A 21,998-nucleotide genomic window follows, 5' to 3' on the forward strand; every position below is an offset into this window, starting at 1 on the left:
TTAACAACACCCAATGTACGCCGGTCATTTCCCTGTCGCCAGCAAGGAAAGGCTGGGCTTACCTGCGGTTTTACCCTTCCGCGCTCATCCGTGATCTTGCCTGCACAGATGTCGTCCGGGTGACGCTGGGGCCCGTGAGGCTGCGAGGCGGGCCGCGCCGGGGACACATCCGCAAAGGGAGAGGAGAGGCCGCATGGCATCCACCGCCTGCATCCCCCCGGCCCCCACGCCGGGGGACGCCGTCGGACTCCGCGAACGGGCCCGGGGCGCGCTGCTCGGACTGGCCGTCGGGGACGCCCTCGGGGCGCCGGCCGAGAACATGAAGCCCTCCGAGATCCGCGCCCGCTGGGGCCGTATCACGGGCTACGTGGCCGCCGAGCCCGCCGGCACCGACGACACCGAGTACGCGATCTTCTCGGGACTGCTGCTGGCCCGCTACGGTTCGGCGCTCACCGCGGCCCACGTGGAGGCGGCCTGGCACGAGTGGATCGCGGACCGCGAGGAGGGCCCGTTCCGGGGCGCGGGCTTCAGCGAGCGCGGCACCCTGGAGAACCTGCGGCGCGGGCTGGCGGCGCCCATCTCCGCCCAGCACCGCCACGCGTGGAGCGACGGGCTGGCCATGCGGGCGGCGCCGCACGGCGTGTTCGCGGCGGGCCGTCCCGCCGAGGCCGCCCGGCTGGTGGCGATCGACGGCTCGGTCAGCCACGACGGCGAGGGCATCCACGGCGGCCAGGCGGTGGCGGCGGGGGTCGCGGCGGCGATGGCGGGTGCGCCGACCGACGCGGTGGTGGCCTCCGCGCTGGCCGTCGTCCCCGAGGACTCCTGGACGGCCCGCTGTCTGCGCCGGGCGATGACGGCGGCCCACCTCGGCGAACGTGCCGTCCGCTCGGCGGTGGTCATCGGCGGCTACCCGTGGACCGACCTGGCCCCCGAGGCGGTCGCCCTCGCCTTCGGCGCGTACGCGGCGGCCGACGGCGACTTCACGGAAGCGGTGCTGACGGCCGTCAACATGGGCCGCGACGCCGACACCACGGCGGCGGTGGCGGGCGCCCTGGCCGGCGCGGCCCGGGGTGCCGCCGCGATCCCCGCCGAGTGGGCGTCGGCGATCGGTCCGGCCCGGGGCAGCTGTCTGCCGTCGATGGCGGGGCACCATGTGCTGGACGTGGCGGACCTGCTGGCGCGGGCGGCGCAGGAGGCGCGGGCGGCGCGCCCCCGAGCGTCCGCCGGGGCACGTACGGCAGGCGGCGACGGCGTACCGGACGGCCACGAGCACGCCGTACCCACGGGGTCGCCGGGCGACGGCCCCGCGCCGGGCGCCCCACCGGGCCTCGCCGCCCCCGCCCCGCCCGCGTCCGCCGGAATCCCGGGCGACACCCCCGCCCGGACCACCGTCCCGCCGGGCACCCACACGGACGCCGCACGGCACGGGACGGCCACCGCGGGCACCGCCACCGCACGAACCGGCACGCTCGCCGCGGCTACCGACACGGACACCGGCACGGGCACGCGTACGGACACCGCACCGCGCAGAACGGCCACCGCGGACACCACCACGGCGCCGACCGACTCACTCACCGCGAACACCGACACCGACACCGGCTCCAGCACCAGCGCGAACCCGGCCACCGCCCCGCGTACGGACACCGGCACCGCCACGGACACCCGCACCCACCCCGCACCCCACCAACCCCCCACCCCCGAGCGCGACCCCGGCCACCCGGACCCGGGACCGGCCCCGGAACCGGTCCCGTCGGCCGCCGGATCCCCCGGCACGGGCGGCGACGGCGCGCCGGACGCGGGGAACGTCCCGTGCGGCCGGCCCACCGCACCCGTCGTCGGACCGACCGCCGTACGCACCGGCGGTCCCGAGCGGGCCCCGGCGCGGGACACGGGCCTCGGTGCGCACCCCGGCGAACAGGTCGTGGCGGAGGTGGCGCCGTGACCAGGGGGCGGCCCGGCGGAAAGGAACCGGTCACCACCGCGTACGTCGCCCCGCCCGAGGCGCCGGAGGTGTCCGCGCCGGCCGGGAGCGGGCACCGCCCGGTGTCCGAGGCCCCGGCGACGCGCGCTCCCGCACGCCCGGAGCCCGCCGCCGGCGACCGCGTCGAGGGCTTGCTGCTCGGTCTCGCCGCCGGGGACGCCGCCGGGTGGCCCGCCGCCCGGCACCGGGCCGCGCGGATGCCCGAGTGGACCCGCCGCCTCACCCGCGAGCTGGACACCTTCGCCGAGCAGAACGCCACCACCACCCTCCCCGTGCCCATCGCCCTGAACCAGCCCCCGGAGCCGCTGCGCCTCGGCCCCTCCGACGACGCCGAGTGGGCGGCGTTCTCGGCGGAGGCGCTGCTGCGGGCCGGGGACGACGGCGCGCTCGGCGACCTGAGCCGGGAGCGGCGGATGCGGGCAGCGATCGACCTGACCTGGAACGCCGTCGCCAGCGAGGTCGCCGCGGCGACGGACCGCGCCCCGGAGGCCGAGTCGGCGGTGCTGCCGCTGCGCGCCCGCATCTCGGTCCGGGCCGGGCTCGGCAACCTCGCCACCGGCCTGCGCCCGCCCGCCACCGGTCACGACAACCCGCACTACTTCGACGACGCCGCCTGTGTCCGGGCCTGCGTCCTCGCGGTCGCCCACCCCGGCGACCCGCGCGCCGCCGCCGGCCTCGCCGAGTTCGACGCGCGCTACACCCAGGACGGCGACGGGGTGCACGGCGCCCGGGCCATGGCGGCGGCGCTGGCCCGCGCCCTCGGCGGCGGCGACGTGTCCGCCTGTGTGACCGCCGCCCTCGCCGAGTTGCCGCCGGAGACGGAGATCGGTCGCAACGCCCGCCAGGCACTGGCCCTCGCGGCCGACGCGGAGAGCACCTTCGCCCTGGTCCCGCTGCTGGAGCACCAGATCGTCGACCACGTCTACAGCTACGGCATCGCCGCCGCCGAGACCGTCCCGGTCGCCCTCGCCCTGGTCACCGCCGCCGGGGGCCGCATCGCGGAGGCGGTGCCGGCCGCGGCCTGCCTCTCCCGGGTCGCGGACTCCGCCCCCGCGCTGGCCGGCGCCCTCACCGGCGCGCTGGGCGGCGGCGCGGCGATCCCCGCCTCCTGGCGCGAGACGTGCCGGACGCTCTCCGGCTGCGCGCTTCCCCGGCTCACCGGCACCGACCTGGTCGAACTCGCCGGACTCCTGCACGCCACGCACCGGCCCCGACCGGAAGGACCTGACCGGACATGAGGGACGACATGACGACAGCCACCGCACCCCCCGGCGGGGACACGACGACGCCGCTGGACGAACACGTCACCGGCGCCCTCGTCGGCGCGGCCGTCGGCGACGCGCTCGGCGGCCCCGTCGAGGGCTACTCCCCCGAGCAGATCCTCGAACGCCACGGCGGCCGCGTGCACGGCATCGTCGGCCCCTGGAACGGCGACGCCTGGCGCACCGCGCGCCCCCTCGCGCCGTACCACAAGGGCGACGGCCACGTCACCGACGACACCCTGATGACCCACGCGCTGGTCCGGGTGTACGACACGGTCCGCGACCACCTCGACGCGTACGCGGTCGCGGAGCACCTCGTCCCGGACCTGATGACCCGTACCCGCTGGATCCCGGAGCTGGAGGCCGAGGCGCTCCCCCTCCAGCGGGTCTTCCTCGCGGAGAAGTGGCTGGCGGCCCGGCTCCACTACGGCCACGTCGACCCGCGCGAGGCGGGCACCGGCAACATCGTCAACTGCGGTGCCGCGATGTACATGGCCCCGGTCGGCCTGGTCAACGCCGCCAACCCGGCCGCCGCCTACGCCGAGGCGCTGGACGTCGCGGGCGCGCACCAGTCGTCGTACGGCCGTGAGGCGGCCGGGGTCCTGGCGGCCGCCGTCGCCGCGGCGTGCGCGCCCGGGGCGACGCCGGACTCGGTGGTGGCGGCCGCTCTCGCGCTGGCGAAGGACGGCACCCGGGCGGCGATCGAGGCCGTCTGCGAAGCGGCGGCGCGCTGCTCGGACTTCGAGTCGGCCCTCGGACCGCTGCGGGAGGCGGTCGCCCCCTACGACACGGTGGGTCCCGACTACCGCGCGCCCTCGCTCGGTGCCCGCCGCCCCTCCCGGCTGCACGCGATCGAGGAACTGCCCGTCGCGCTCGGCATGCTGCTCGTCTCCGGCGGCGACTTCCGGCACGCGGTCCTCGGCGCGGTGAACTACGGCCGCGACTGCGACTCCATCGCCACGATGGCGGGCGCGCTGGCCGGCGCGCTGGGCTCGCCGGTGCCCGAGGACTGGGCGAAGGCGGTCGCGGAGGCGAGCCGGCTGGACCTGTGGGCGCCGGCGGCGACGCTCACCGCGGTCGCGCGGGAGGTCTTCGCGCGCGATGTGCGGCGGCGCCGCGCTCACGAGGAGGCGTTCGCCGCGATCGGAGGCGCGGGATGCTCCGGCTGACCTGGGTCCAGCCCGAGGACCTGATCGGGCACGAGCTGCGCCAGGCGCGGCTGGACGGCCGCAACGCGTCGGCGGTCGCGGCCCGCTGGCGGGCGGCGGGCGGCCGCGAGGCCCCGTCCCGGGCAGGCGCCTCCACCGCGCCGGCCTCCCCTTACCTCCGCCTCCTGGCGAGAGACCTCCTGGACGAACTCGCCGACCTGCCGAGCCCCATGGCGGAGACCGAGCCGACGGACCTCGGCCGGATCAGGGCACTGTGCCCCCACTGGCCGTCCCCCGGCCCCTCCCCCGCGCCCGTGTCCCCGGCCCGTCTGGAAGCCGCCTGGCTCGGCCGGGCCGCGGGCTGCCTGCTGGGCAAACCGGTCGAGAAGCTGCCCCTGACCGGCATCCGCCTCCTCGGCCGGGCCGCCGGCAACTGGCCCCCGACCGGCTACTTCACCGCCCGGGGCGTCCCCGCGGACCTCCTCGCCGCCCATCCCTGGAACCGCCGTTCGGCACCCACGTCCCTGGCCGAGAACATCGACGGGATGCCCGAGGACGACGACCTCAACTACCCCCTCCTCAACCTGCGGCTCCTGCAACGCCACGGCCGGGCCTTCACCACCGCCGACGTGGCCCGCCTCTGGCTCGACGAACTCCCCGCCGGCCGCGCCTTCACCGCCGAACGCGTCGCCTACCGCAATCTGCTCTGCGGCCTCGAACCCCCGCTCACCGCCCGCCACCGCAACCCGTTCCGCGAGTGGATCGGCGCCCTGATCCGCGCCGACGTGCACGGCTGGACCAACCCCGGCGACCCGGCCGCCGCCGCCGAGCAGGCCCACCGGGACGCCGTCCTCACCCATACGGCCAACGGCGTCTACGCGGCGATGTTCACGGCGGCCGTCCTCGCCACCGCCGCGACCGGCGCCCACGACGTCCACGCCTGTCTGCGCACCGGCCTCGCGGTCGTACCGCCCGCCTCCCGCCTCGCCGGGGCCGTCCGGGACGCGATCCGCCTCGCCGGGACCCACCGCGACTTCGACACGGTCGTGGACGCCCTGCACGCCCGCCACTGGCCCGCCCACCACTGGGTGCACGCGGTCCCCAACACCGCGCTGATCGCCGCCGCCCTCACCCACGCGGACGGCGACTTCACCGGCTCGGTCTCCCGCGCGGTGTCGGGCGGCTGGGACACCGACTCCAACGGCGCCACCGCCGGCAGCGTCGCCGGGCTCCTCGCCGGCTCCCCCGCCGCGCTGCCCGAGCACTGGACGGCCCCGCTGAAGAACCGTCTGGCCACCTCGGTCGGCGACTTCGACGGCATCGGCTTCGACACCCTCGCCCACCTCACCCACACGGAGGCCACCCGCCCATGCCCCGGCCCGTCGTGACTGCCCCCGCCCCCGCCCGTGCCCCGGCTCCCCTGGCCGGTCTGCGCGTCCTCGACCTCGCCACCCTCTTCGCGGGCCCCCTCGCCGCCACCATGCTCGGCGACTTCGGCGCCGAGGTGATCAAGGTGGAGCACCCCGAGCGGCCCGACCCGTCCCGGGGCCACGGCCCGTCCAAGGACGGCGTCGGCCTGTGGTGGAAGGTACTGGGCCGCAACAAGCGCGCCATCACCCTGGACCTCTCCAAGCCCGCGGGCCGCACCACCCTGCTCCGCCTCGCCGCGACCGCGGACGTCGTCATCGAGAACTTCCGCCCCGGCACCCTGGAGAAGTGGGACCTGGGCTGGGAGGAGCTGTCCGCCGTCAACCCGGGGCTGGTCCTCACCCGAGTCACCGGCTTCGGCCAGTTCGGGCCGTACGCGCGCCGCCCCGGCTTCGGCACCCTCGCCGAGGCGATGAGCGGTTTCGCCGCGATGACGGGCGAGCCGGACGCGCCCCCGACGCTGCCCCCGTTCGGCCTCGCCGACTCCATCGCCGCCCTGGCGACCGCGTACGCCGTGATGACGGCGCTGGCCGCCCGGGACCGCACCGGCGAGGGGCAGGTCGTCGACATGGCGATCATCGAGCCGATCCTGACCGTGCTGGGACCGCAGCCCACCTGGTACGACCAGCTCGGCCACGTCCAGCCCCGCACCGGCAACCGCTCCCAGAACAACGCCCCGCGCAACACCTACCGCACCGCCGACGGCACCTGGGTGGCCGTCTCCACCTCCGCCCAGTCGGTCGCCGAGCGGGTGATGCGGCTGGTGGGGCGGCCGGAGCTGATCGAGGAGCCCTGGTTCGGGTCGGGCGCCGAACGGGCCCGGCACGCCGACGTGCTGGACGCGGCGGTCGGCGACTGGATCGCCCGGCACAGCCGTGCCGACGTGCTCGCCGCGTTCGAGAAGGCCGAGGCGGCCGTCGCCCCGGTGCAGGACGTGCGGGACGTGATGGCCGACCCGCAGTACCGGGCCCTGGACACGGTCACCACCGTCGACGATCCGGAGCTGGGCCCGCTGCGCATGCAGAACGTCCTCTTCCGGCTCTCCGCCACCCCCGGCGCGATCCGCTGGGCGGGCCGCCCGCACGGTGCGGACACCGAGGAGGTGCTGACCGAGCTGGGCCTCGCCCCGGCGGACGTGAAGGAGCTGCGTGAGGAGGGCGTCGTATGACCACTCCCGCGCTGACCTGGCTGTACGCGCCCGGGGACCGGCCTCCGGTGGTCGCCAAGGCGCTGATCTCCGGTGCCGACGTGGTGGTGATCGACCTGGAGGACGCGGTCGCCCCCGACCGCAAGGAGTACGCCCGCGAGGCCACCGCCGAACTGCTCGCCGAGCCGCAGCCGGTGCCGGTCCACGTCCGCGTCAACGCCCTGGACGGTCCCCTGGCCGCGGCCGACCTGGCGGCGCTGGCCGCGCTGCCGGGGCTGTCCGGGCTGCGGCTGCCCAAGGTCACCTCCTCCGAGCAGGTCGCGCGCGTCGCGGCCGACACCGGCGGGCCGCCCCTGTACGCGCTGCTGGAGAGCGCCCTGGGCGTGGAGCGGGCGTACCGGATCGCCGCCGCCCACCCGTCGCTGCGCGGCATCGCCCTCGGGGAGGCCGACCTCCGCGCCGACCTGGGGGTACGCGGGGACGCGGGGCTGGACTGGTCGCGCGCGCGGGTGGTCGTGGCCGCGCGGGCGGCGGGGCTGGCGCCGCCGTCGCAGACGGTGCATCCGGACACCCGGGACCTGGAGGGCCTGGCGGCGTCCTGCGCGCACGGCCGGGCCCTGGGCTTCCTCGGCCGCGCGGCGATCCACCCCCGCCAGCTGCCGATCATCGAGCGGGCGTATCTGCCGACCGAGCGGGAGCTGGAGGAGGCGGAGACGATCGTGAAGGCGGCCACCGCGCAGCCGGGGGCGCTGGCGCTGCCGGACGGGCGGTTCGTGGACGCGGCGGTGGTGGCGACCGCCCAGCGCACGCTGTCGCTGGCCCGGCGGCCCGCGTTGTCCTGACACGCGAAGGGCGCCCGGGAGGTCCCGGGCGCCCTCGGCGGCGTGCGACGGCCGTGCTACGCCTTCTTGGCCGAGTCGGCCCCGTCCTTCACGTCCCGCACATCCTTCTTCGCGTCCCGCTCGGTGCCTTCCCCATCGACCCCGGCCGCCGCCGCGCGCTCCCCGGCACCCGCGGGCGCGTCGGAGTCCTTCGCGGAGTCCTGAACCTTCCGGGAGTCCGCGGCGTCCTCGGCGCCGGCGTCCACCGTCGCGTCGTCCGCGGCGGCGTCGCCGTCGGCGCGCTCCGCGCCGGGCTCGACCACGGCCTCCCGGCCCGGCCGCTTCCGCGCCGAGAGCACGATGTACACCACGGCGAGCAGGAAGACGAGCAGCGCGGTCCAGTTGTTGAGCCGCAGGCCCAGGATGTGGTGGGCGTCGTCGACGCGCATGTACTCGATCCAGAAGCGGCCCGCGCAGTACGACGCGACGTACAGCGCGAACGCCCGTCCGTGCCCCAGCTCGAAGCGGCGGTCGGCCCAGATGACGAGCAGGGCGACGCCGATGCACCACAGCGACTCGTACAGGAAGGTCGGGTGGTACGTGCCGGGCACCCGTCCGTCGGCCGAGGAGGTGATCTCCACGGCCCAGGGCAGGTCGGTGGCCTTGCCGTACAGCTCCTGGTTGAACCAGTTGCCCCAGCGACCGATGGCCTGCGCGAGGGCGATGCCCGGGGCGACGGCGTCGGCGTACGCGGGCATCGGGACGCCCCGGCGGCGGGCGCCGATCCAGGCCCCCACCGCGCCGAAGGCGATCGCGCCCCAGATGCCGAGCCCGCCCTCCCAGATCTTGAAGGCGTCGACCCAGTCACGGCCCTCGCTGAAGTACAGCTGGTAGTCCGTGATCACGTGGTAGAGCCGGCCGCCGATCAGGCCGAAGGGAACGGCCCAGACAGCGATGTCGGCCACCGTGCCGGCCCGGCCGCCGCGGGCGATCCAGCGCTTGTTGCCGAGCCAGACGGCGACGAAGACACCGATGATGATGCAGAACGCGTAGCCGCGCAGCGGAACGGGGCCGAGGTACAGCACCCCGCTCGACGGGCTGGGAATGAAGGCAAGTTCCATGGCAGGGTCGACGCTACCGTGTCGGGCGCCGCCCGCGGCGGGCAGCCCGGCTACGGGTCCGTAACACCGTCCGCTACTTGTTGGCGTCCTCCACGAGTTGCTTGAGCTTCGCGGGGGTCATGGAGCGGTCCTGGTAGATGTTCTTGCCGTCCAGCAGGACGGTGGGCGTGCCGCTGAAGCCGCCGGTGCGGAAGGCCTCGTTGGACTTCTCCACCCAGCTGTTGTGCGTGCCGTTCTTCACGCACTGCTGGAACGCGGCGGTGTCCAGGCCGTCGACCTTGCCCGCGAGGTCGATCAGCTTGCCCTCGTCGGCGTAGGCGTCGTCGGGCTCGGGGGGCTGGTTGGTGAACAGCACGTCGTGGTAGGCCGGGAACTTGCCGGCGTCCTGGGCGCAGGCCGCCGCGTTGGCGGCCTTGCGGGAGCCGGTGCCGCCCATGTTGCCGTCGATGATGGTCGCGAGGTGGTACTCGACCTTGAGCTGCCCGGCGTCGGTGAGCTCGTGGATGGTGTCGCGGTACGCCAGCTCGAAGGCCTGGCAGGCCGGGCAGCGGAAGTCCTCCCAGATGACGAGCGTCGACTTGGCGCTCTCCTTGCCGACCGGGATGGCGAGACTGTCCTTGCCCTGGGCGCCCGAGGGCGCCACGACGGGGCCGGACGCCTCGCTGTCGTCCTTGCCGGTGTTGGCGGCGATCACGCCGACCACGGCCGCCAGCCCCAGCACGCCCACGACGCTCGCGCCGACGATCAGCGCCCGGCGGCGCTTGTCCCTGGACTTCTGCTTCTCGCGCTCGGCCGCAAGCTTCTGGCGGGCGGTGCGCTTTCCCTCTCGGTTCTTCTCGCTCACACCCCGCAGAACGAACCGGGGAGGCGCACCGCGCCTCCCCGGCCCCAGGTCCACCCGTACGAGGGACCCCGGTCACCTGCGTGTCGTCACGCCTGTCCGCGCACGCCCTTCGCCAGGTCGGCGGCGAGGGCGCGGACGCCCTCCACGCCGGCCGCGGCGTCGGGGGCGTCCAGCATGCGCTTGACGAACGCCGAGCCGACGATCACGCCGTCGGCGAAGCCGGCGACCTCGGCGGCCTGGGCGGCGTTGGAGACGCCGAGCCCGACGCAGACCGGGGTGTCGGTGGTGGCGCGGGTGCGCCGCACCAGGTCCTCGGCCTGCGCGCCGACCGACTCACGGGTGCCGGTGACGCCCATGAGGGAGGCGGCGTAGACGAAGCCGCTGCCGGCCGCGGTGATCTCGGCGAGCCGCTCGTCCTTGCTGCTGGGCGCGACCACGAAGACGGTGGCGAGCCCGTGCTTGTCCGCGTGCTCCCGCCACAGCGCCGACTCCTGGACGGGCAGGTCGGGCAGGATGCACCCGGCGCCGCCGGCCTCGGCCAGCTCGGCGGTGAAGCGCTCGACGCCGTAGCGGTCGATGGGGTTCCAGTACGTCATGACGAGGATCGGCTTGCCGGTGGCCGCGTGCGCCTCCCGGACCGTGCGCATCACGTCGGCGATCTTCAGACCGCCGCGCAGGGCGATGTCGTCGGCGGTCTGGATGACCGGGCCGTCGAGGACCGGGTCGCTGTGCGGCAGCCCGACCTCCACGACGTCGGCGCCGCCGTCGAGGGCGGCCTTGACCGCCGCGATGCCGCCGTCCACGGTCGGGAAACCGGCCGGGAGGTAGGCGATGAGGGCGGCACGGCCCTCGGCCTTCGCCGCGGCGAGGGTGTCGTCCAGCAGCCGCACGTTCCCGCTCACTTGACGTCCCCCTCGATCTCGGCGGTGCCGGAGGCGTCCTCGGTGACCTCGGCGTCGGTGTCGTACAGCCCGAAGTAGCGGGCGGCGGTGTCCATGTCCTTGTCGCCGCGGCCGGAGAGGTTGACGACGATCAGCCCGTCCCCGCCCAGCTCCTTGCCGACCTCCAGGGCGCCGGCCAGCGCGTGCGCGGACTCGATGGCCGGGATGATGCCCTCGGTGCGCGACAGCAGACGCAGCGCCTGCATGGCGGCGTCGTCGGTGACCGCGCGGTACTCGCCGCGGCCGGAGTCCTTGAGGTAGGCGTGCTCGGGGCCGATGCCCGGGTAGTCGAGGCCGGCCGAGATCGAGTAGGGCTCGGTGATCTGGCCCTCCTCGTCCTGGAGGACGTAGGACCGGGAGCCGTGCAGGATGCCGGGCTCGCCGGCGGTCAGGGTGGCCGCGTGCTCGCCGGTCTCCACGCCGTGTCCGGCGGGCTCGCAGCCGATGAGGCGGACGTCCGCGTCGGGGATGAAGGCGTGGAAGAGGCCGATGGCGTTGGAGCCGCCGCCGACGCAGGCGATCGCGGCGTCGGGAAGGCGTCCGGCCTGCTCCAGGAGCTGGCGGCGGGCCTCGACGCCGATGACGCGGTGGAAGTCGCGGACCATCGCCGGGAAGGGGTGGGGGCCGGCGACGGTGCCGAAGAGGTAGTGGGTGCGGTCGACGTTGGCGACCCAGTCGCGGAACGCCTCGTTGATCGCGTCCTTCAGCGTGCGGCTGCCGGACTTCACGGCGATGACCTCGGCGCCGAGCATGCGCATCCGGGCGACGTTGAGGGCCTGGCGCTGCGTGTCGATCTCGCCCATGTAGATCGTGCAGTCGAGGCCGAAGAGCGCGCAGGCGGTGGCCGTGGCCACGCCGTGCTGGCCGGCGCCGGTCTCGGCGATCACGCGGGTCTTGCCCATGCGCTTGGTGAGGGCCTGCCCCAGCACGTTGTTGATCTTGTGCGAGCCGGTGTGGTTCAGGTCCTCGCGCTTGAGGAAGACCCGCGCTCCGCCGGCGTGCTCGGCGAAGCGGGGGACCTCGGTGAGCGCCGAGGGGCGGCCGGTGTAGTGGACGAGGAGGTCGTCCAGCTCCCGGGCGAACTCGGGGTCGGACTTGGCCTTGTCGTACTCGACGGCGACCTCGTCGACGGCGGCGACGAGGGCTTCGGGGATGAACTTGCCGCCGTACGCCCCGAAGTAGCCCTCGGGGCTGGGAGTCCGCCCCTCGGGGTCGGGGAGGAAGAAGTTGCTGGGCATGCGTGTACCTCACGGTGAGTGTCCGGTTCGGGCAGATTCGCCGTGGGGCGGGGGAAGTCAGGCCGCCGCGGGCCGTTCGCGGTCGCTCGCGCGCTCGCGACGGAGTCCCGGATTCAGCTCGGCCCCGCGCCCCTGGCGGGGCGCCGGTGCCATCGCATGCCGTTGACCTGCCCCGGCTCGTCCCCGATGACGTACCGCACCCGGCGGCCGTGCACCCGGCGGGCGGGCGCGCGGCAGCCTCGGGGCCGGCAGCCGCGCGCGAGGCGGGCGTACGGGTCCCGGGCGGCCGGGGGAAGCGAGAGTGTCATCGCGGGCAAGCCTACCGGGGGTCAGCCCCGCCCGTGGCGCAATGCCGGGTGTTCGCCGGCGGCGACGAGGTCGGCGACGGCGGTCTTCGGGTCGCGGCCGGTCACCAGGGACTCGCCGACCAGGACGGCGTCGGCGCCCTCGTTGGCGTAGGCGATGAGGTCGTGCGGGCCGCGGACGCCGGACTCGGCGACCTTGACGATGTGGGCGGGGATCTCCGGGGCGACGCGCTCGAACGTGCCGCGGTCGACCTCCAGCGTCTTCAGGTTGCGCGCGTTGACGCCGATGACCTTGGCGCCGGCGTCCACCGCGCGCTCGACCTCGTCCTCGTCGTGGACCTCGACCAGCGGGGTCAGCCCGATGGACTCGGCGCGCTCGATCAGCGACTCCAGGGCGGGCTGCTCCAGCGCGGCGACGATCAGCAGCGCGAGGTCGGCGCCGTACGCGCGGGCCTCCCAGAGCTGGTACGAGGTGACGATGAAGTCCTTGCGCAGGACCGGGATGTCCACGCGGGCGCGGACGGCCTCCAGGTCGGCCAGCGAGCCGCCGAAGCGGCGCTGCTCGGTCAGGACGGAGATGACGGCGGCGCCGCCCGCCTCGTAGTCCGCGGCGAGGCCGGCCGGGTCGGCGATGGCGGCCAGCGCGCCCTTGGAGGGGCTGGAGCGCTTGACCTCGCAGATGACCTTGACGCCGTCGCCGCGCAGGGCGGACACGCCGTCCTTGGCGGGGCGTGCCTTGGCCGCGCGCTCCTTGAGCTCGTCGAGGCTGACGCGCGCCTGCCGCTCCGCGAGGTCGGCACGGACTCCGTCGATGATCTCGTCGAGCACACTCACGCGAGCGGCCCCCTTTCAGACGGCGGTACGTATCGGAACGTATGGTCACTGCGATGGTATCCGGAGCGGAGCGCCGGTCCCGCATCCGGTCGCCCCCGGTTCCACTACCTGGACACCCGGCGGATGATCAAGGACGGAGCCAGCCACCGAAGGGCAGGTTCCGGACAACCGTGAAGGCCAGCATCAGCGCGCCCGCCGCCCAGAGGTGGACGGGTCCCAGGTCGATCCGCAGGGGACGGCCGCGCGCCGTGCGGACCACCCAGACGGTCCAGAGCACGGCGAGGCCGAGGTAGGCGAGGACGGCCGGGGCGTTGGCCTGCAGCGCGGCCGGCAGGTCCCCGTGGACGAAGGCGTGGGCGCTGCGCAGGCCGCCGCAGCCGGGGCAGAGGACACCCGTGAAGCGCAGCAGGGGGCAGACCGGGTAGTGGCCGGGCTCGTTGGGGTCCACGCTTCCGACGTAGGCGAAGGCGCCGGCCACCGCCGCGAGGACCCCGGCGGGGACGGCGAGGCGGCCGAGCAGGGCGGGTCCGCGCGTGGCTCGCGGGGGCACCGTCGTGCCCCGGACGAGGGTCCTGCTCGGCGTCGGTTTCCCGGTCTCGGCGTCCACCCTGTGCATTCTGCCTCCGGGCGGGTCCGCGCGCACGCGAGGGGCGGGCCGGCACGCGTGTGCCGGCCCGCCCCTCGGGAGGTGTCGTCGCCCGGTCAGCCCTTGGCGCCGACCGGCTTGCTGTCGCCGGCGACCTGGTGCACGGGGTGGGTGTGGCGCGGCTGGCCGAGGCCCATCATGCGCATGATGCCGCCCACGGCACCGCCGAGGAGGACGATCGCCATGCCGACCCAGAAGCCCACCGGCTGGGCCGCCACCATGAACACGCCCGCGATGCAGAAACCGATGAAGGCGATGATGACACCCGTCCAGGCGGCCGGGGTGTGACCGTGGCTGCTGCCCGCCATTGCTTGCTCCTCGTTGCTGTGTGCCAAGTCTGAGCAGGATGCTCGGACTCATTGTCCCGCACGGGCGCGCACGCCGTGAGCGGGGGTGCTCCCCCCGCGTGCGTGGCGCCGGGTCCCCTCCCGGGGTGCCCAGCCGGGGGCGGGTGAACCGCAGGTCAGGCTCCGGTCGGGTCCTCGCCGCGGTCGAGGGCCTTCCAGAGGTCCTCGGGGCGGTCCGGGTCGACGGTCTGCGGCCCCCGGCGCGGGCGCGGCGTGCCGTCGCGCTCGTAGCGGCCGGACATCGCGGGCCACAGGCGTCCGTAGCGCAGGGCGAGCAGCCCGGCCAGCAGCAGCAGGGCGCCGCCGACGGCCGCGACGTAGGGCCAGGCGGTGTGGGTGAGGGCGTCCACGGTGGCCGAGGTGTCGCCGGCGGCCTCGGCGGCCTTGTCGTCCAGGGCGGAGCTGTCGGAGGCGCCGGCCAGGGCCGCGACGACGGTGCCCGCGCCGCTGAGCGTGAGCACGGCGGCGACGGCGAACCGACCCGCGCGGCGCACGGCGAAGACGGCGACGAGCGCGGCGAGGCCCACTATGGCGAGCGCCGCGGGTACGCCCGTGACGTCGCTGCCCTTGGCGGTCAGCGGGAAGGCGCCGCCGGCCACCGTCGCGGTGCCCTCCGACCACTCCTGCCGGGTGGCGAGCAGGGCGACGGCCGCGCCGAGCGCGCCGCACAGCAGGGCGACGGCGAGGCTCCGGCGGCCGGACCGGGCGGGTCCTGCGGCTGGGGTACGGGGGTGAGGAACAGCTGTCACGTACTCCACTATCACCCGAACCCCGGGCGAACCGTCACCCGGGGTTCGGAATCCGTGGCGTGAGAATGGCCCTACCGCCCCAGCCGGTTGGCCGTGTGCACCGCGCGGAGCACCGCCGCGGCCTTGTTGCGGCACTCGGTGTCCTCGGCGACCGGGTCGGAGTCCGCGACGACACCGGCGCCGGCCTGGACGTAGGCGGTGCCGTCGCGCAGCAGCGCCGTGCGGATGGCGATGGCGGTGTCGGAGTCGCCGGCGAAGTCGAGGTAGCCGACGCAGCCGCCGTACAGGCCGCGCCGGGACGGTTCGAGTTCGTCGATGATCTGCAGGGCGCGCGGCTTGGGGGCGCCGGAGAGGGTGCCGGCCGGGAAGCAGGCGGTGAGGACGTCGAAGGCGGTGCGGCCGGGGGCGACGCGGCCGGTGACCGTCGAGACGATGTGCATGACGTGCGAGTACCGCTCGACGGACATGAAGTCGACGACCTCGACGGAGCCGGGCTCGCAGACCCGCCCGAGGTCGTTGCGGCCGAGGTCGACGAGCATCAGGTGCTCGGCGCGCTCCTTGGGGTCGGCGAGCAGCTCCTCGGCGAGGGCCTGGTCCTCCTGCGGGGTGGCGCCGCGGGGGCGGGTCCCGGCGATGGGGTGGACCATGGCGCGCCCGTCCTCGACCTTGACCAGCGCCTCCGGCGACGATCCGACGACGTCGAAGCCGTCGAGGCGCAGCAGGTACATGTACGGGGAGGGGTTGGTGGCCCGCAGCACCCGGTACACGTCCAGCGCGCTCGCCGTGCACGGCGTCTCGAAGCGCTGGGAGGGGACGACCTGGAACGCCTCGCCCGCGCGGATGCGCTCCTTGATGTCCTCGACGGCCTCCTGGAAGTCGGGGCCGCCCCACAGTGCGGTGTACTCGGGCAGCTCGGAGGGCGGCAGCGCGGCCGGGGGCTGGGCGACCGCGCGGGTGAGGTCGGCCTCCATGGCGTCGAGGCGGGCGATCGCGTCGGCGTAGGCCTCGTCGACGCCGGTCTCCAGGTCGTTGTGGTTGATCGCGTTGGCGATCAGCAGGACCGAGCCCTCCCAGTGGTCCATGACGGCCAGGTCGCTGGTGAGGAGCATGGTCAGCTCGGGCAGCCGCAGGTCGTCGCGCTCGCCGGGGCCGACCTTCTCCAGGCGGCGCACGATGTCGTAGCCGAGGTAGCCGACCATGCCGCCGGTGAAGGGCGGCAGGCCCAGGTCGTGGGCGAGGTCGCGCGGCGTGTGCAGGGCCTCGACGGTGGCACGCAGGGCGGCGAGCGGGTCGCCGTCGGTGGGGACGCCGACGGGCGGGGTGCCCTGCCAGTGGGCCTGCCCGTCCTTCTCGGTGAGGGTGGCGGCGCTGCGGACGCCGATGAAGGAGTACCGGGACCACTGGAACGCCGTGCGGCCGTTCTCCGCGGACTCCAGCAGGAAGGTGCCGGGGCGCTCGGCGGCGAGCTTGCGGTAGAGCGCGACCGGGGTGTCGCCGTCGGCGAGGAGCTTGCGGCTGACCGGGATCACCCGGCGGTCGGCGGCCAGCTTCCGGAAGGTGTCGAGGTCCATGACGTCCGTGTCCATGGGGGCAGACCCTACTGATCCGCGCCGGGCGTGCCGGTGCCCGTGCCGTCGGTGCGGGCGGTGCCGTCGGTGCCGGCGGTGCCTTCCGCGAGCAGCACGTCCGCGTCGAAGCAGGTGCGGGCGCCGGTGTGGCAGGCGGCGCCGACCTGGTCGACCTTGACCAGGACGGTGTCGGCGTCGCAGTCCAGGGCGACGGACTTCACCCACTGGAAGTGGCCCGAGGTGTCGCCCTTGACCCAGTACTCCTGGCGGCTGCGCGACCAGTAGGTGCAGCGCCCGGTCGTCAGGGTGCGGTGCAGCGCCTCGTCGTCCATCCAGCCGAGCATCAGCACCTCCCCGGTGTCGTACTGCTGGGCGATGGCGGGCAGGAGGCCGTCGGCGCTGCGCTTGAGGCGGTCGGCGATCTCCGGGGCGAGCGGGCTGGGCCGCCGGGGCGAGCTGCTGGTCATGGGGCCCATTGTGCCGCGCGGGACTGACACGCCACCGCGCCGTCCATTGGGCGGACCCGGCGGACCGCCGTAGGCTGACTCCATGTCGACTTTCGCCAAGCGTGAACGACTTCTGCTCGCGGACCTGTTGGAGACGGCGGGTCCGGACGCCCCGACGCTCTGCGAGGGCTGGCGCACCCGTGACCTGGCCGCGCACGTGGTGGTGCGCGAGCGACGGCCGGACGCCGCCGGGGGGACGCTGATCAAGCAGCTGGCGTCCCGGCTGGACCGGGTCATGGACGAGTACGGCGCGAAGCCCTACGAGGAGCTGATCCAGCTGATCCGCACGGGTCCGCCCCGCTTCTCCCCCTTCCAGCTCAAGCAGGTCGACGAGGCGGCGAACACGGTGGAGTTCTATGTGCACGCCGAGGACGTCCGCCGCGCCCAGCCGGACTGGTCGCCGCGCGAGCTGGACCCGGTCTTCCAGGACGCCCTGTGGTCCCGGCTGGAGCGCGCCGCCCGGCTGATGGGCCGGGGCATCCCGACGGGTCTGGTGCTGCGCCGCCCGAACGGCCAGACGACGGTCGCCCACCGGGGCACGCCGGTGGTGACGGCGACGGGCGAGCCGTCCGAACTGCTGCTGTTCGCCTACGGGCGGCAGAGCGCGGCGAAGGTGGAGCTGGAGGGCGAGCAGGACGCGATCGCGAAGCTGCACGAGTCGAAGCAGCTGGGGATCTGAGCGACCCGGGACCGCTCGGCGTCCGGGGCGGCCCCGGGGGCGGTTGTCCCGGGCCGCTCGGCGTTCGGGGCGGCCCGGGGGGCGGCTGTCCGTGCCGCGCTCGGCGACCGGCGGCCCCGGGGACGGCTATCCGGACCGCTCGGCGTCCGCGGGGCCTGGGGGGCTGTCCGTGCCGCTCGGCGGCCGGGGGGCCGGGGGTGGCTGTCCCGGGCGGTTCGGCGTCCGCGGGGCCCGGGGGCGGCTGTTCGTGCCGCTCGGCGGCCGGGGGCCGGGAGTGGCTGTCCCAGCAGTTCGGCGTCCGCGGGGCCCGGGGCGGCTATCCGGGCAGTTCGGCGTCCGCCGGGCCCGGGACCGCTATCCGGGCAGTTCGGCCCGTCGTACGCCCGGTGCGGCGAGGGCGACGACCCCGCCCAGCGCGCACACCGCGGCGCTGACGGCGAAGACCGGGCCGGTTCCCCAGACGCCGACGGCGGCGGCGGACAGTGGCATGCTCAGCGGTGCGACGCCCAGGCTGACGATGCCGCCGACGGCGGTGACGCGGCCCAGGTAGGCGGGCTCGGACTGGGTCTGGAGCAGCGCCCCGCACATGGCTCCGCTGAGGCCGGTGAGCAGTCCGACGGTCACGGCGATGCCGACGGCCGCGGGGAGGCCGGGCGCGTGCGCGAGGGCGGCGATGGCCGCGGCGCCGGGGACGAGGGAACCGGCGGCGACGCACCCGGCGCGCGGTACGCGTCCCCGGACGGTCAGCAGCAGGGCGGCGGCTCCCGCTCCCGTCCCGAACCCGGCGAGCACCCAGCCCATCCCGGAGGCGCCCCAGCCCCGCTCGTCGGCGAGCAGCGTGAGGCCGACGTTGAGCGGACCCACGAAGCCGAGGTCACCGAGGGCGATGGCCACCATCAGCGGGCCGAGGACACGGTGCCGGCGCACATAGCGGAGCCCGCCCACCAGATCCAGCCAGGCGGTGGTGTCCCGCGCGGCGGGCGCCGCGGCGGCGTCGTCGGCGGGCCGTGCGCGCATCCGTACGGAGACCAGCAGGGGCACGGACACGGCGATCAGCAGCCCGGCGCAGGCGAAGGCCGCCGCCGCGCCGCCGACCGCCACGCCGAGCCCGCCGAGCGGGGCCCCCACGATGGCGGCGAACCGTACGGCGAGCCCGCGCATGCCCTGGACGCGGGCGAGCTGGTCCGTGCCGGTGATCCGCGCCGGGAGCGCCCCCACGGCGGGCATGAACACGGCGTCGACGGTGCCGAAGACGACGGCGAGCAGGGCGAGCAGCCACAGCCCGGGGTCGGTCGCGAAGAGCACGGCGGCGACGGCCAGGACGGCGGCGCACCGTACGGCGTCACTGCCGATGACGACGCGCCGGGGCCCGAACCGGTCGGCGACCACCCCGCCGCCCAGCATCAGCAGCGCCCTCGGCACCGCGCTCACGGCGGTGACGATCCCGGCCTGCGCGGGGGTGCCGTTCTGCACGGCGGCCCAGGACAGCGCGAGGTAGAAGACGGTGTCCCCGAGCATGGACGCGGTGTAGGCGGCGACCCAGCGCAGGACGTTGGGGTCGCGGTGGGCGGGGGCGGAGCCGAGGGCGGGTACGGGTACGTCCGTCGCGGACGTGGTCGCCTCAGACACGGAAGTCGCGCAGCTTTCCCTTTCCGGGGGTGTGGGTCCCGTCTAGCGGACGGGGTGTCCCGCTCCCCGCAGGGCGTCCTTCACCTGGCCGATGCGCAGGTCGCCGAAGTGGAAGACGGACGCCGCCAGGACCGCGTCCGCGCCCGCCTCGACCGCCGGGGCGAAGTGGGCGAGGCTGCCGGCGCCGCCCGAGGCGATGACCGGGACCGTGACGTGCTTGCGCACGGCCGCCAGCATCTCCAGGTCGTAGCCGTCCTTGGTGCCGTCCGCGTCCATCGAGTTGAGCAGGATCTCCCCCGCGCCCAGTTCGGCGGCGCGGTGGGCCCACTCCACGGCGTCGATGCCGGTGCCGCGCCGGCCGCCGTGGGTGGTCACCTCGAAGGTGCCGGCCTCGGTGCGGCGGGCGTCGACCGACAGGACGAGGACCTGGCGGCCGAAGCGCTCGGCGATCTCCCGGATCAGGTCGGGGCGGGCGATGGCGGCCGTGTTCACGCCCACCTTGTCCGCGCCGGCCCGCAGCAGCTTGTCGACGTCGTCGGCGGTGCGTACCCCGCCGCCCACGGTCAGCGGGATGAAGACCTGCTCGGCGGTGCGGCGCACCACGTCGTACGTCGTCTCGCGGTCGCCCGACGAGGCGGTGATGTCCAGGAACGTCAGCTCGTCGGCGCCCTCGGCGTCGTACACCTTGGCCATCTCGACGGGGTCGCCCGCGTCGCGCAGGTTCTGGAAGTTGACGCCCTTGACGACCCGGCCGTTGTCCACGTCCAGGCAGGGGATGACTCGGACCGCCAGGGTCATGAATCCACGGCTCCTTCAATGCCTCTCGCGCGCGCAATGCCTCTTGCTCGCGCTGTGCGCTCTACCGCGCTCTGAATGCTTCCAGCTCCACCGACACCAGCACCCGGGAGTCGATGAAGCCCTGCACGACCAGCAGGGTCGTGACCGGACGTACGGCGTCGAACAGCTCCTTGTGGGCGCGGCCCACCTCGTCGACGTCCCGGGAGTGCGCCAGGTTCACCCGGGTCCGGATCACGGAGTCGATCCCGAGCCCGAACTCGCCGATCGCGTCGATGGCGGTCCCGAAGGCCACCTTCGTCTGTTCGTAGGGGTCGCCCTCGCCGTACAGCATGTCGCCCTTGAAGGCGGTCGTGCCCGCCACGACGACACGATCACCCGCCGCGACGGCGCGTGCGAAACCGAAGGACTCTTCCCAGGGACTTCCGCTCTGCACGCGCCGTACGGCTTCGGATGTCATGGCGACACAGCCTCCAAGGCTTCTTCCAGGGTGAACGCCTTCGCGTACAGGGCCTTCCCGACGATGGCCCCCTCGACACCGGTCGGGACGAGAGAGGCGATCGCGCGCAGGTCGTCCAGGGACGACACGCCGCCCGACGCCACGACCGGGCGGTCGGTGGCCGCGCAGACGTTCTTCAGCAGGTCCAGATTGGGGCCCTGGAGGGTGCCGTCCTTGGCGATGTCGGTGACGACGTAGCGGGCGCAGCCCTCCTTGTTCAGGCGGTCCAGCGTCTCGTAGAGGTCGCCGCCGTCGCGGGTCCAGCCGCGGCCCCGGAGCGTGGTGCCCCGTACGTCCAGACCGACCGCGATCCTGTCGCCGTGCTCGGCGATGACCTTGGCGACCCACTCGGGGGTCTCCAGGGCGGCCGTGCCGAGGTTGACGCGGGTGCAGCCGGTGGCGAGGGCGGCGGCGAGGGTCTCGTCGTCGCGGATGCCGCCGGACAGCTCCACCTTGATGTCCATCGCCTTGGTGACCTCGGCGATCAGCTCCCGGTTGTCCCCGGTGCCGAAGGCGGCGTCCAGGTCGACCAGGTGCAGCCACTCGGCGCCGGAGCGCTGCCAGGCGAGGGCGGCCTCCAGCGGGGAGCCGTAGGAGGTCTCGGTGCCGGACTCGCCGTGCACCAGGCGGACGGCCTGGCCGTCGCGGACGTCGACGGCGGGGAGGAGTTCGAGCTTGCTCATCTCTACCGGGCTCATCTCTACAGGGTCTCGATCCAGTTGGTGAGGAGCTGGGCGCCGGCGTCGCCGGACTTCTCCGGGTGGAACTGGGTGGCCCACAGGGCACCGTTCTCCACGGCGGCCACGAAGGGCTTGCCGTGGGTGGACCAGGTGACCTTGGGGGCGGCGATCAGCGGGTTGTGCGTCTCCAGCGACCAGTCGTGGACGGCGTAGGAGTGCACGAAGTAGAAGCGGGCGTCCGCGTCCAGGCCGGCGAAGAGCTGGGAGTCGGCCGGTGCCTCGACGGTGTTCCAGCCCATGTGGGGCACCACGTCGGCCTGGAGGGGGCCGACCGTGCCGGGCCACTCGTCCAGGCCCTCGGCCTCGACGCCGTGCTCGATGCCGCGCGCGAAGAGGATCTGCATGCCGACGCAGATGCCCATCACCGGGCGCCCGCCCGCGAGCCGGCGTTCGACGACCCAGTCGCCGCGGGCGGCCCTGAGGCCGTCCATGCAGGCGGCGAAGGCGCCGACGCCGGGGACCAGCAGCCCGTCGGCGTTCATGGCCTTGTCGTAGTCACGGGTGATCTCGACGTCGGCCCCCGCGCGCGCGAGGGCTCGCTCGGCGGAGCGGACGTTGCCGAAGCCGTAGTCGAAGACGACGACCCGCTTGGGGTTCACCGAGGTCAATTCCAGACCTCCAGCCTCAGGACGCCCGCGAAGAGGCACATCGCGGCGCCGATGGACAGCAGCACGATCAGGCCCTTGGGCATCTGCTGCTTGGCGAAGGAGATGATGCCGCCGAGGAGGAACAGGCCGACGACGATCAGTGCGGTGGACGTACCGTTCATC

Annotated in this window: 23 protein-coding genes and 1 pseudogene; 7 read left to right on the forward strand and 17 right to left on the reverse strand. The window is 74.8% G+C overall.

Annotation, left to right across the window (positions count from 1 at the left end; genetic code table 11):
* Positions 1 to 193: 193 nt before the first annotated feature.
* From ACFZP7_RS09750 to ACFZP7_RS09775, 6 genes and pseudogenes are all read left to right on the forward strand, one after another.
* Positions 194 to 1,177 (forward strand): annotated as a pseudogene (locus tag ACFZP7_RS09750) (ADP-ribosylglycohydrolase family protein); the annotation flags it as partial.
* Positions 1,178 to 1,938: 761 nt separating this feature from the next.
* Positions 1,939 to 3,219: an ADP-ribosylglycohydrolase family protein gene (locus ACFZP7_RS09755; protein WP_385634238.1), complete on the forward strand. Its 1,281-nt coding sequence runs from the start codon at positions 1,939 to 1,941 to the stop codon at positions 3,217 to 3,219.
* Between the two features lie 8 nt (positions 3,220 to 3,227).
* Positions 3,228 to 4,412: an ADP-ribosylglycohydrolase family protein gene (locus ACFZP7_RS09760; protein ID WP_385634239.1), complete on the forward strand. Its 1,185-nt coding sequence runs from the start codon at positions 3,228 to 3,230 to the stop codon at positions 4,410 to 4,412.
* A complete protein-coding gene (locus ACFZP7_RS09765; RefSeq protein ID WP_385634240.1) occupies positions 4,400 to 5,779 on the forward strand; it encodes an ADP-ribosylglycohydrolase family protein in 1,380 nt (459 codons plus the stop codon). The genes ACFZP7_RS09760 and ACFZP7_RS09765 overlap by 13 nt, the downstream gene beginning before the upstream one ends.
* Positions 5,761 to 6,987: a CaiB/BaiF CoA-transferase family protein gene (locus ACFZP7_RS09770; RefSeq protein WP_282391393.1), complete on the forward strand. Its 1,227-nt coding sequence runs from the start codon at positions 5,761 to 5,763 to the stop codon at positions 6,985 to 6,987. The genes ACFZP7_RS09765 and ACFZP7_RS09770 overlap by 19 nt, the downstream gene beginning before the upstream one ends.
* Positions 6,984 to 7,808 carry an HpcH/HpaI aldolase/citrate lyase family protein gene (locus tag ACFZP7_RS09775; RefSeq protein WP_385634241.1) on the forward strand — a complete coding sequence of 275 codons (825 nt, stop codon included), beginning with the start codon at positions 6,984 to 6,986 and terminating at the stop codon, positions 7,806 to 7,808. Before ACFZP7_RS09770 ends, ACFZP7_RS09775 begins: the two co-directional genes overlap by 4 nt.
* Positions 7,809 to 7,864: 56 nt before the next feature.
* Here ACFZP7_RS09775 and lgt read toward each other — a convergent pair whose 3' ends face one another.
* The 11 genes from lgt to hisI form a co-directional block, all read right to left on the reverse strand.
* Positions 7,865 to 8,908, reverse strand: a complete 1,044-nt coding sequence (gene lgt / locus ACFZP7_RS09780; RefSeq protein ID WP_385634242.1) for a prolipoprotein diacylglyceryl transferase — start codon at positions 8,906 to 8,908, stop codon at positions 7,865 to 7,867.
* Between the two features lie 73 nt (positions 8,909 to 8,981).
* Positions 8,982 to 9,752 (reverse strand): thioredoxin domain-containing protein, encoded by a 771-nt coding sequence (locus ACFZP7_RS09785; protein WP_030972027.1) that lies wholly within the window; start codon positions 9,750 to 9,752, stop codon positions 8,982 to 8,984.
* An 86-nt stretch (positions 9,753 to 9,838) separates the two neighbouring features.
* On the reverse strand, positions 9,839 to 10,654 hold the full coding sequence (gene trpA / locus ACFZP7_RS09790; protein WP_031017042.1) for a tryptophan synthase subunit alpha: 816 nt from the start codon (positions 10,652 to 10,654) through the stop codon (positions 9,839 to 9,841).
* Entirely contained in the window at positions 10,651 to 11,931 is a 1,281-nt protein-coding gene (gene trpB / locus ACFZP7_RS09795; RefSeq protein WP_385634243.1) for a tryptophan synthase subunit beta, read from the reverse strand. The genes trpA and trpB overlap by 4 nt, the downstream gene beginning before the upstream one ends.
* A gap of 113 nt (positions 11,932 to 12,044) precedes the next feature.
* The gene (gene trpM, locus ACFZP7_RS09800; protein WP_385634244.1) at positions 12,045 to 12,239 is read right to left on the reverse strand and encodes a tryptophan biosynthesis modulator TrpM; all 195 of its coding nucleotides are present in this window, start codon (positions 12,237 to 12,239) and stop codon (positions 12,045 to 12,047) included.
* Between the two features lie 21 nt (positions 12,240 to 12,260).
* The gene (gene trpC / locus ACFZP7_RS09805) at positions 12,261 to 13,070 is read right to left on the reverse strand and encodes an indole-3-glycerol phosphate synthase TrpC (RefSeq protein ID WP_029393888.1); all 810 of its coding nucleotides are present in this window, start codon (positions 13,068 to 13,070) and stop codon (positions 12,261 to 12,263) included.
* Between the two features lie 127 nt (positions 13,071 to 13,197).
* On the reverse strand, positions 13,198 to 13,677 hold the full coding sequence (locus ACFZP7_RS09810) for a DUF2752 domain-containing protein (RefSeq protein WP_037822187.1): 480 nt from the start codon (positions 13,675 to 13,677) through the stop codon (positions 13,198 to 13,200).
* Between the two features lie 95 nt (positions 13,678 to 13,772).
* Entirely contained in the window at positions 13,773 to 14,024 is a 252-nt protein-coding gene (locus ACFZP7_RS09815; protein ID WP_019328046.1) for an HGxxPAAW family protein, read from the reverse strand.
* Positions 14,025 to 14,179: 155 nt separating this feature from the next.
* On the reverse strand, positions 14,180 to 14,821 hold the full coding sequence (locus tag ACFZP7_RS09820) for a TIGR02234 family membrane protein (RefSeq protein ID WP_019328045.1): 642 nt from the start codon (positions 14,819 to 14,821) through the stop codon (positions 14,180 to 14,182).
* Between the two features lie 62 nt (positions 14,822 to 14,883).
* Positions 14,884 to 16,383, reverse strand: coding sequence for an anthranilate synthase component I (locus ACFZP7_RS09825; RefSeq protein WP_029393886.1), 1,500 nt, complete (start codon positions 16,381 to 16,383; stop codon positions 14,884 to 14,886).
* Between the two features lie 26 nt (positions 16,384 to 16,409).
* Positions 16,410 to 16,847 carry a phosphoribosyl-AMP cyclohydrolase gene (gene hisI / locus ACFZP7_RS09830; protein WP_385634245.1) on the reverse strand — a complete coding sequence of 146 codons (438 nt, stop codon included), beginning with the start codon at positions 16,845 to 16,847 and terminating at the stop codon, positions 16,410 to 16,412.
* 82 nt (positions 16,848 to 16,929) lie between these two features.
* On the opposite strand from hisI, the gene ACFZP7_RS09835 reads away from it, so the two are divergent.
* Positions 16,930 to 17,565 carry a TIGR03085 family metal-binding protein gene (locus ACFZP7_RS09835; protein ID WP_019328042.1) on the forward strand — a complete coding sequence of 212 codons (636 nt, stop codon included), beginning with the start codon at positions 16,930 to 16,932 and terminating at the stop codon, positions 17,563 to 17,565.
* 354 nt (positions 17,566 to 17,919) lie between these two features.
* On the opposite strand, the gene ACFZP7_RS09840 is transcribed toward ACFZP7_RS09835, so the two are convergent.
* From ACFZP7_RS09840 to ACFZP7_RS09865, 6 genes are all read right to left on the reverse strand, one after another.
* Complete coding sequence (locus ACFZP7_RS09840; protein WP_385634246.1) at positions 17,920 to 19,194, reverse strand: MFS transporter; 1,275 nt, start codon at positions 19,192 to 19,194, stop codon at positions 17,920 to 17,922.
* Between the two features lie 42 nt (positions 19,195 to 19,236).
* Complete coding sequence (gene hisF / locus ACFZP7_RS09845) at positions 19,237 to 19,992, reverse strand: imidazole glycerol phosphate synthase subunit HisF (protein WP_019328040.1); 756 nt, start codon at positions 19,990 to 19,992, stop codon at positions 19,237 to 19,239.
* Between the two features lie 61 nt (positions 19,993 to 20,053).
* Positions 20,054 to 20,449, reverse strand: a complete 396-nt coding sequence (locus ACFZP7_RS09850) for a RidA family protein (RefSeq protein WP_019328039.1) — start codon at positions 20,447 to 20,449, stop codon at positions 20,054 to 20,056.
* Positions 20,446 to 21,171, reverse strand: coding sequence for a bifunctional 1-(5-phosphoribosyl)-5-((5-phosphoribosylamino)methylideneamino)imidazole-4-carboxamide isomerase/phosphoribosylanthranilate isomerase PriA (gene priA, locus ACFZP7_RS09855; protein ID WP_385638402.1), 726 nt, complete (start codon positions 21,169 to 21,171; stop codon positions 20,446 to 20,448). The genes ACFZP7_RS09850 and priA overlap by 4 nt, the downstream gene beginning before the upstream one ends.
* Before the next feature lie 17 nt (positions 21,172 to 21,188).
* The gene (gene hisH, locus ACFZP7_RS09860; protein WP_086024794.1) at positions 21,189 to 21,842 is read right to left on the reverse strand and encodes an imidazole glycerol phosphate synthase subunit HisH; all 654 of its coding nucleotides are present in this window, start codon (positions 21,840 to 21,842) and stop codon (positions 21,189 to 21,191) included.
* On the reverse strand, positions 21,833 to 21,997 hold the full coding sequence (locus ACFZP7_RS09865; RefSeq protein WP_019328036.1) for a hypothetical protein: 165 nt from the start codon (positions 21,995 to 21,997) through the stop codon (positions 21,833 to 21,835). Before ACFZP7_RS09865 ends, hisH begins: the two co-directional genes overlap by 10 nt.
* Position 21,998 lies beyond the last annotated feature (1 nt).

This window comes from Streptomyces sp. SudanB5_2050 (assembly GCF_964272335.1).
GTDB lineage: Bacteria > Actinomycetota > Actinomycetes > Streptomycetales > Streptomycetaceae > Streptomyces > Streptomyces rochei.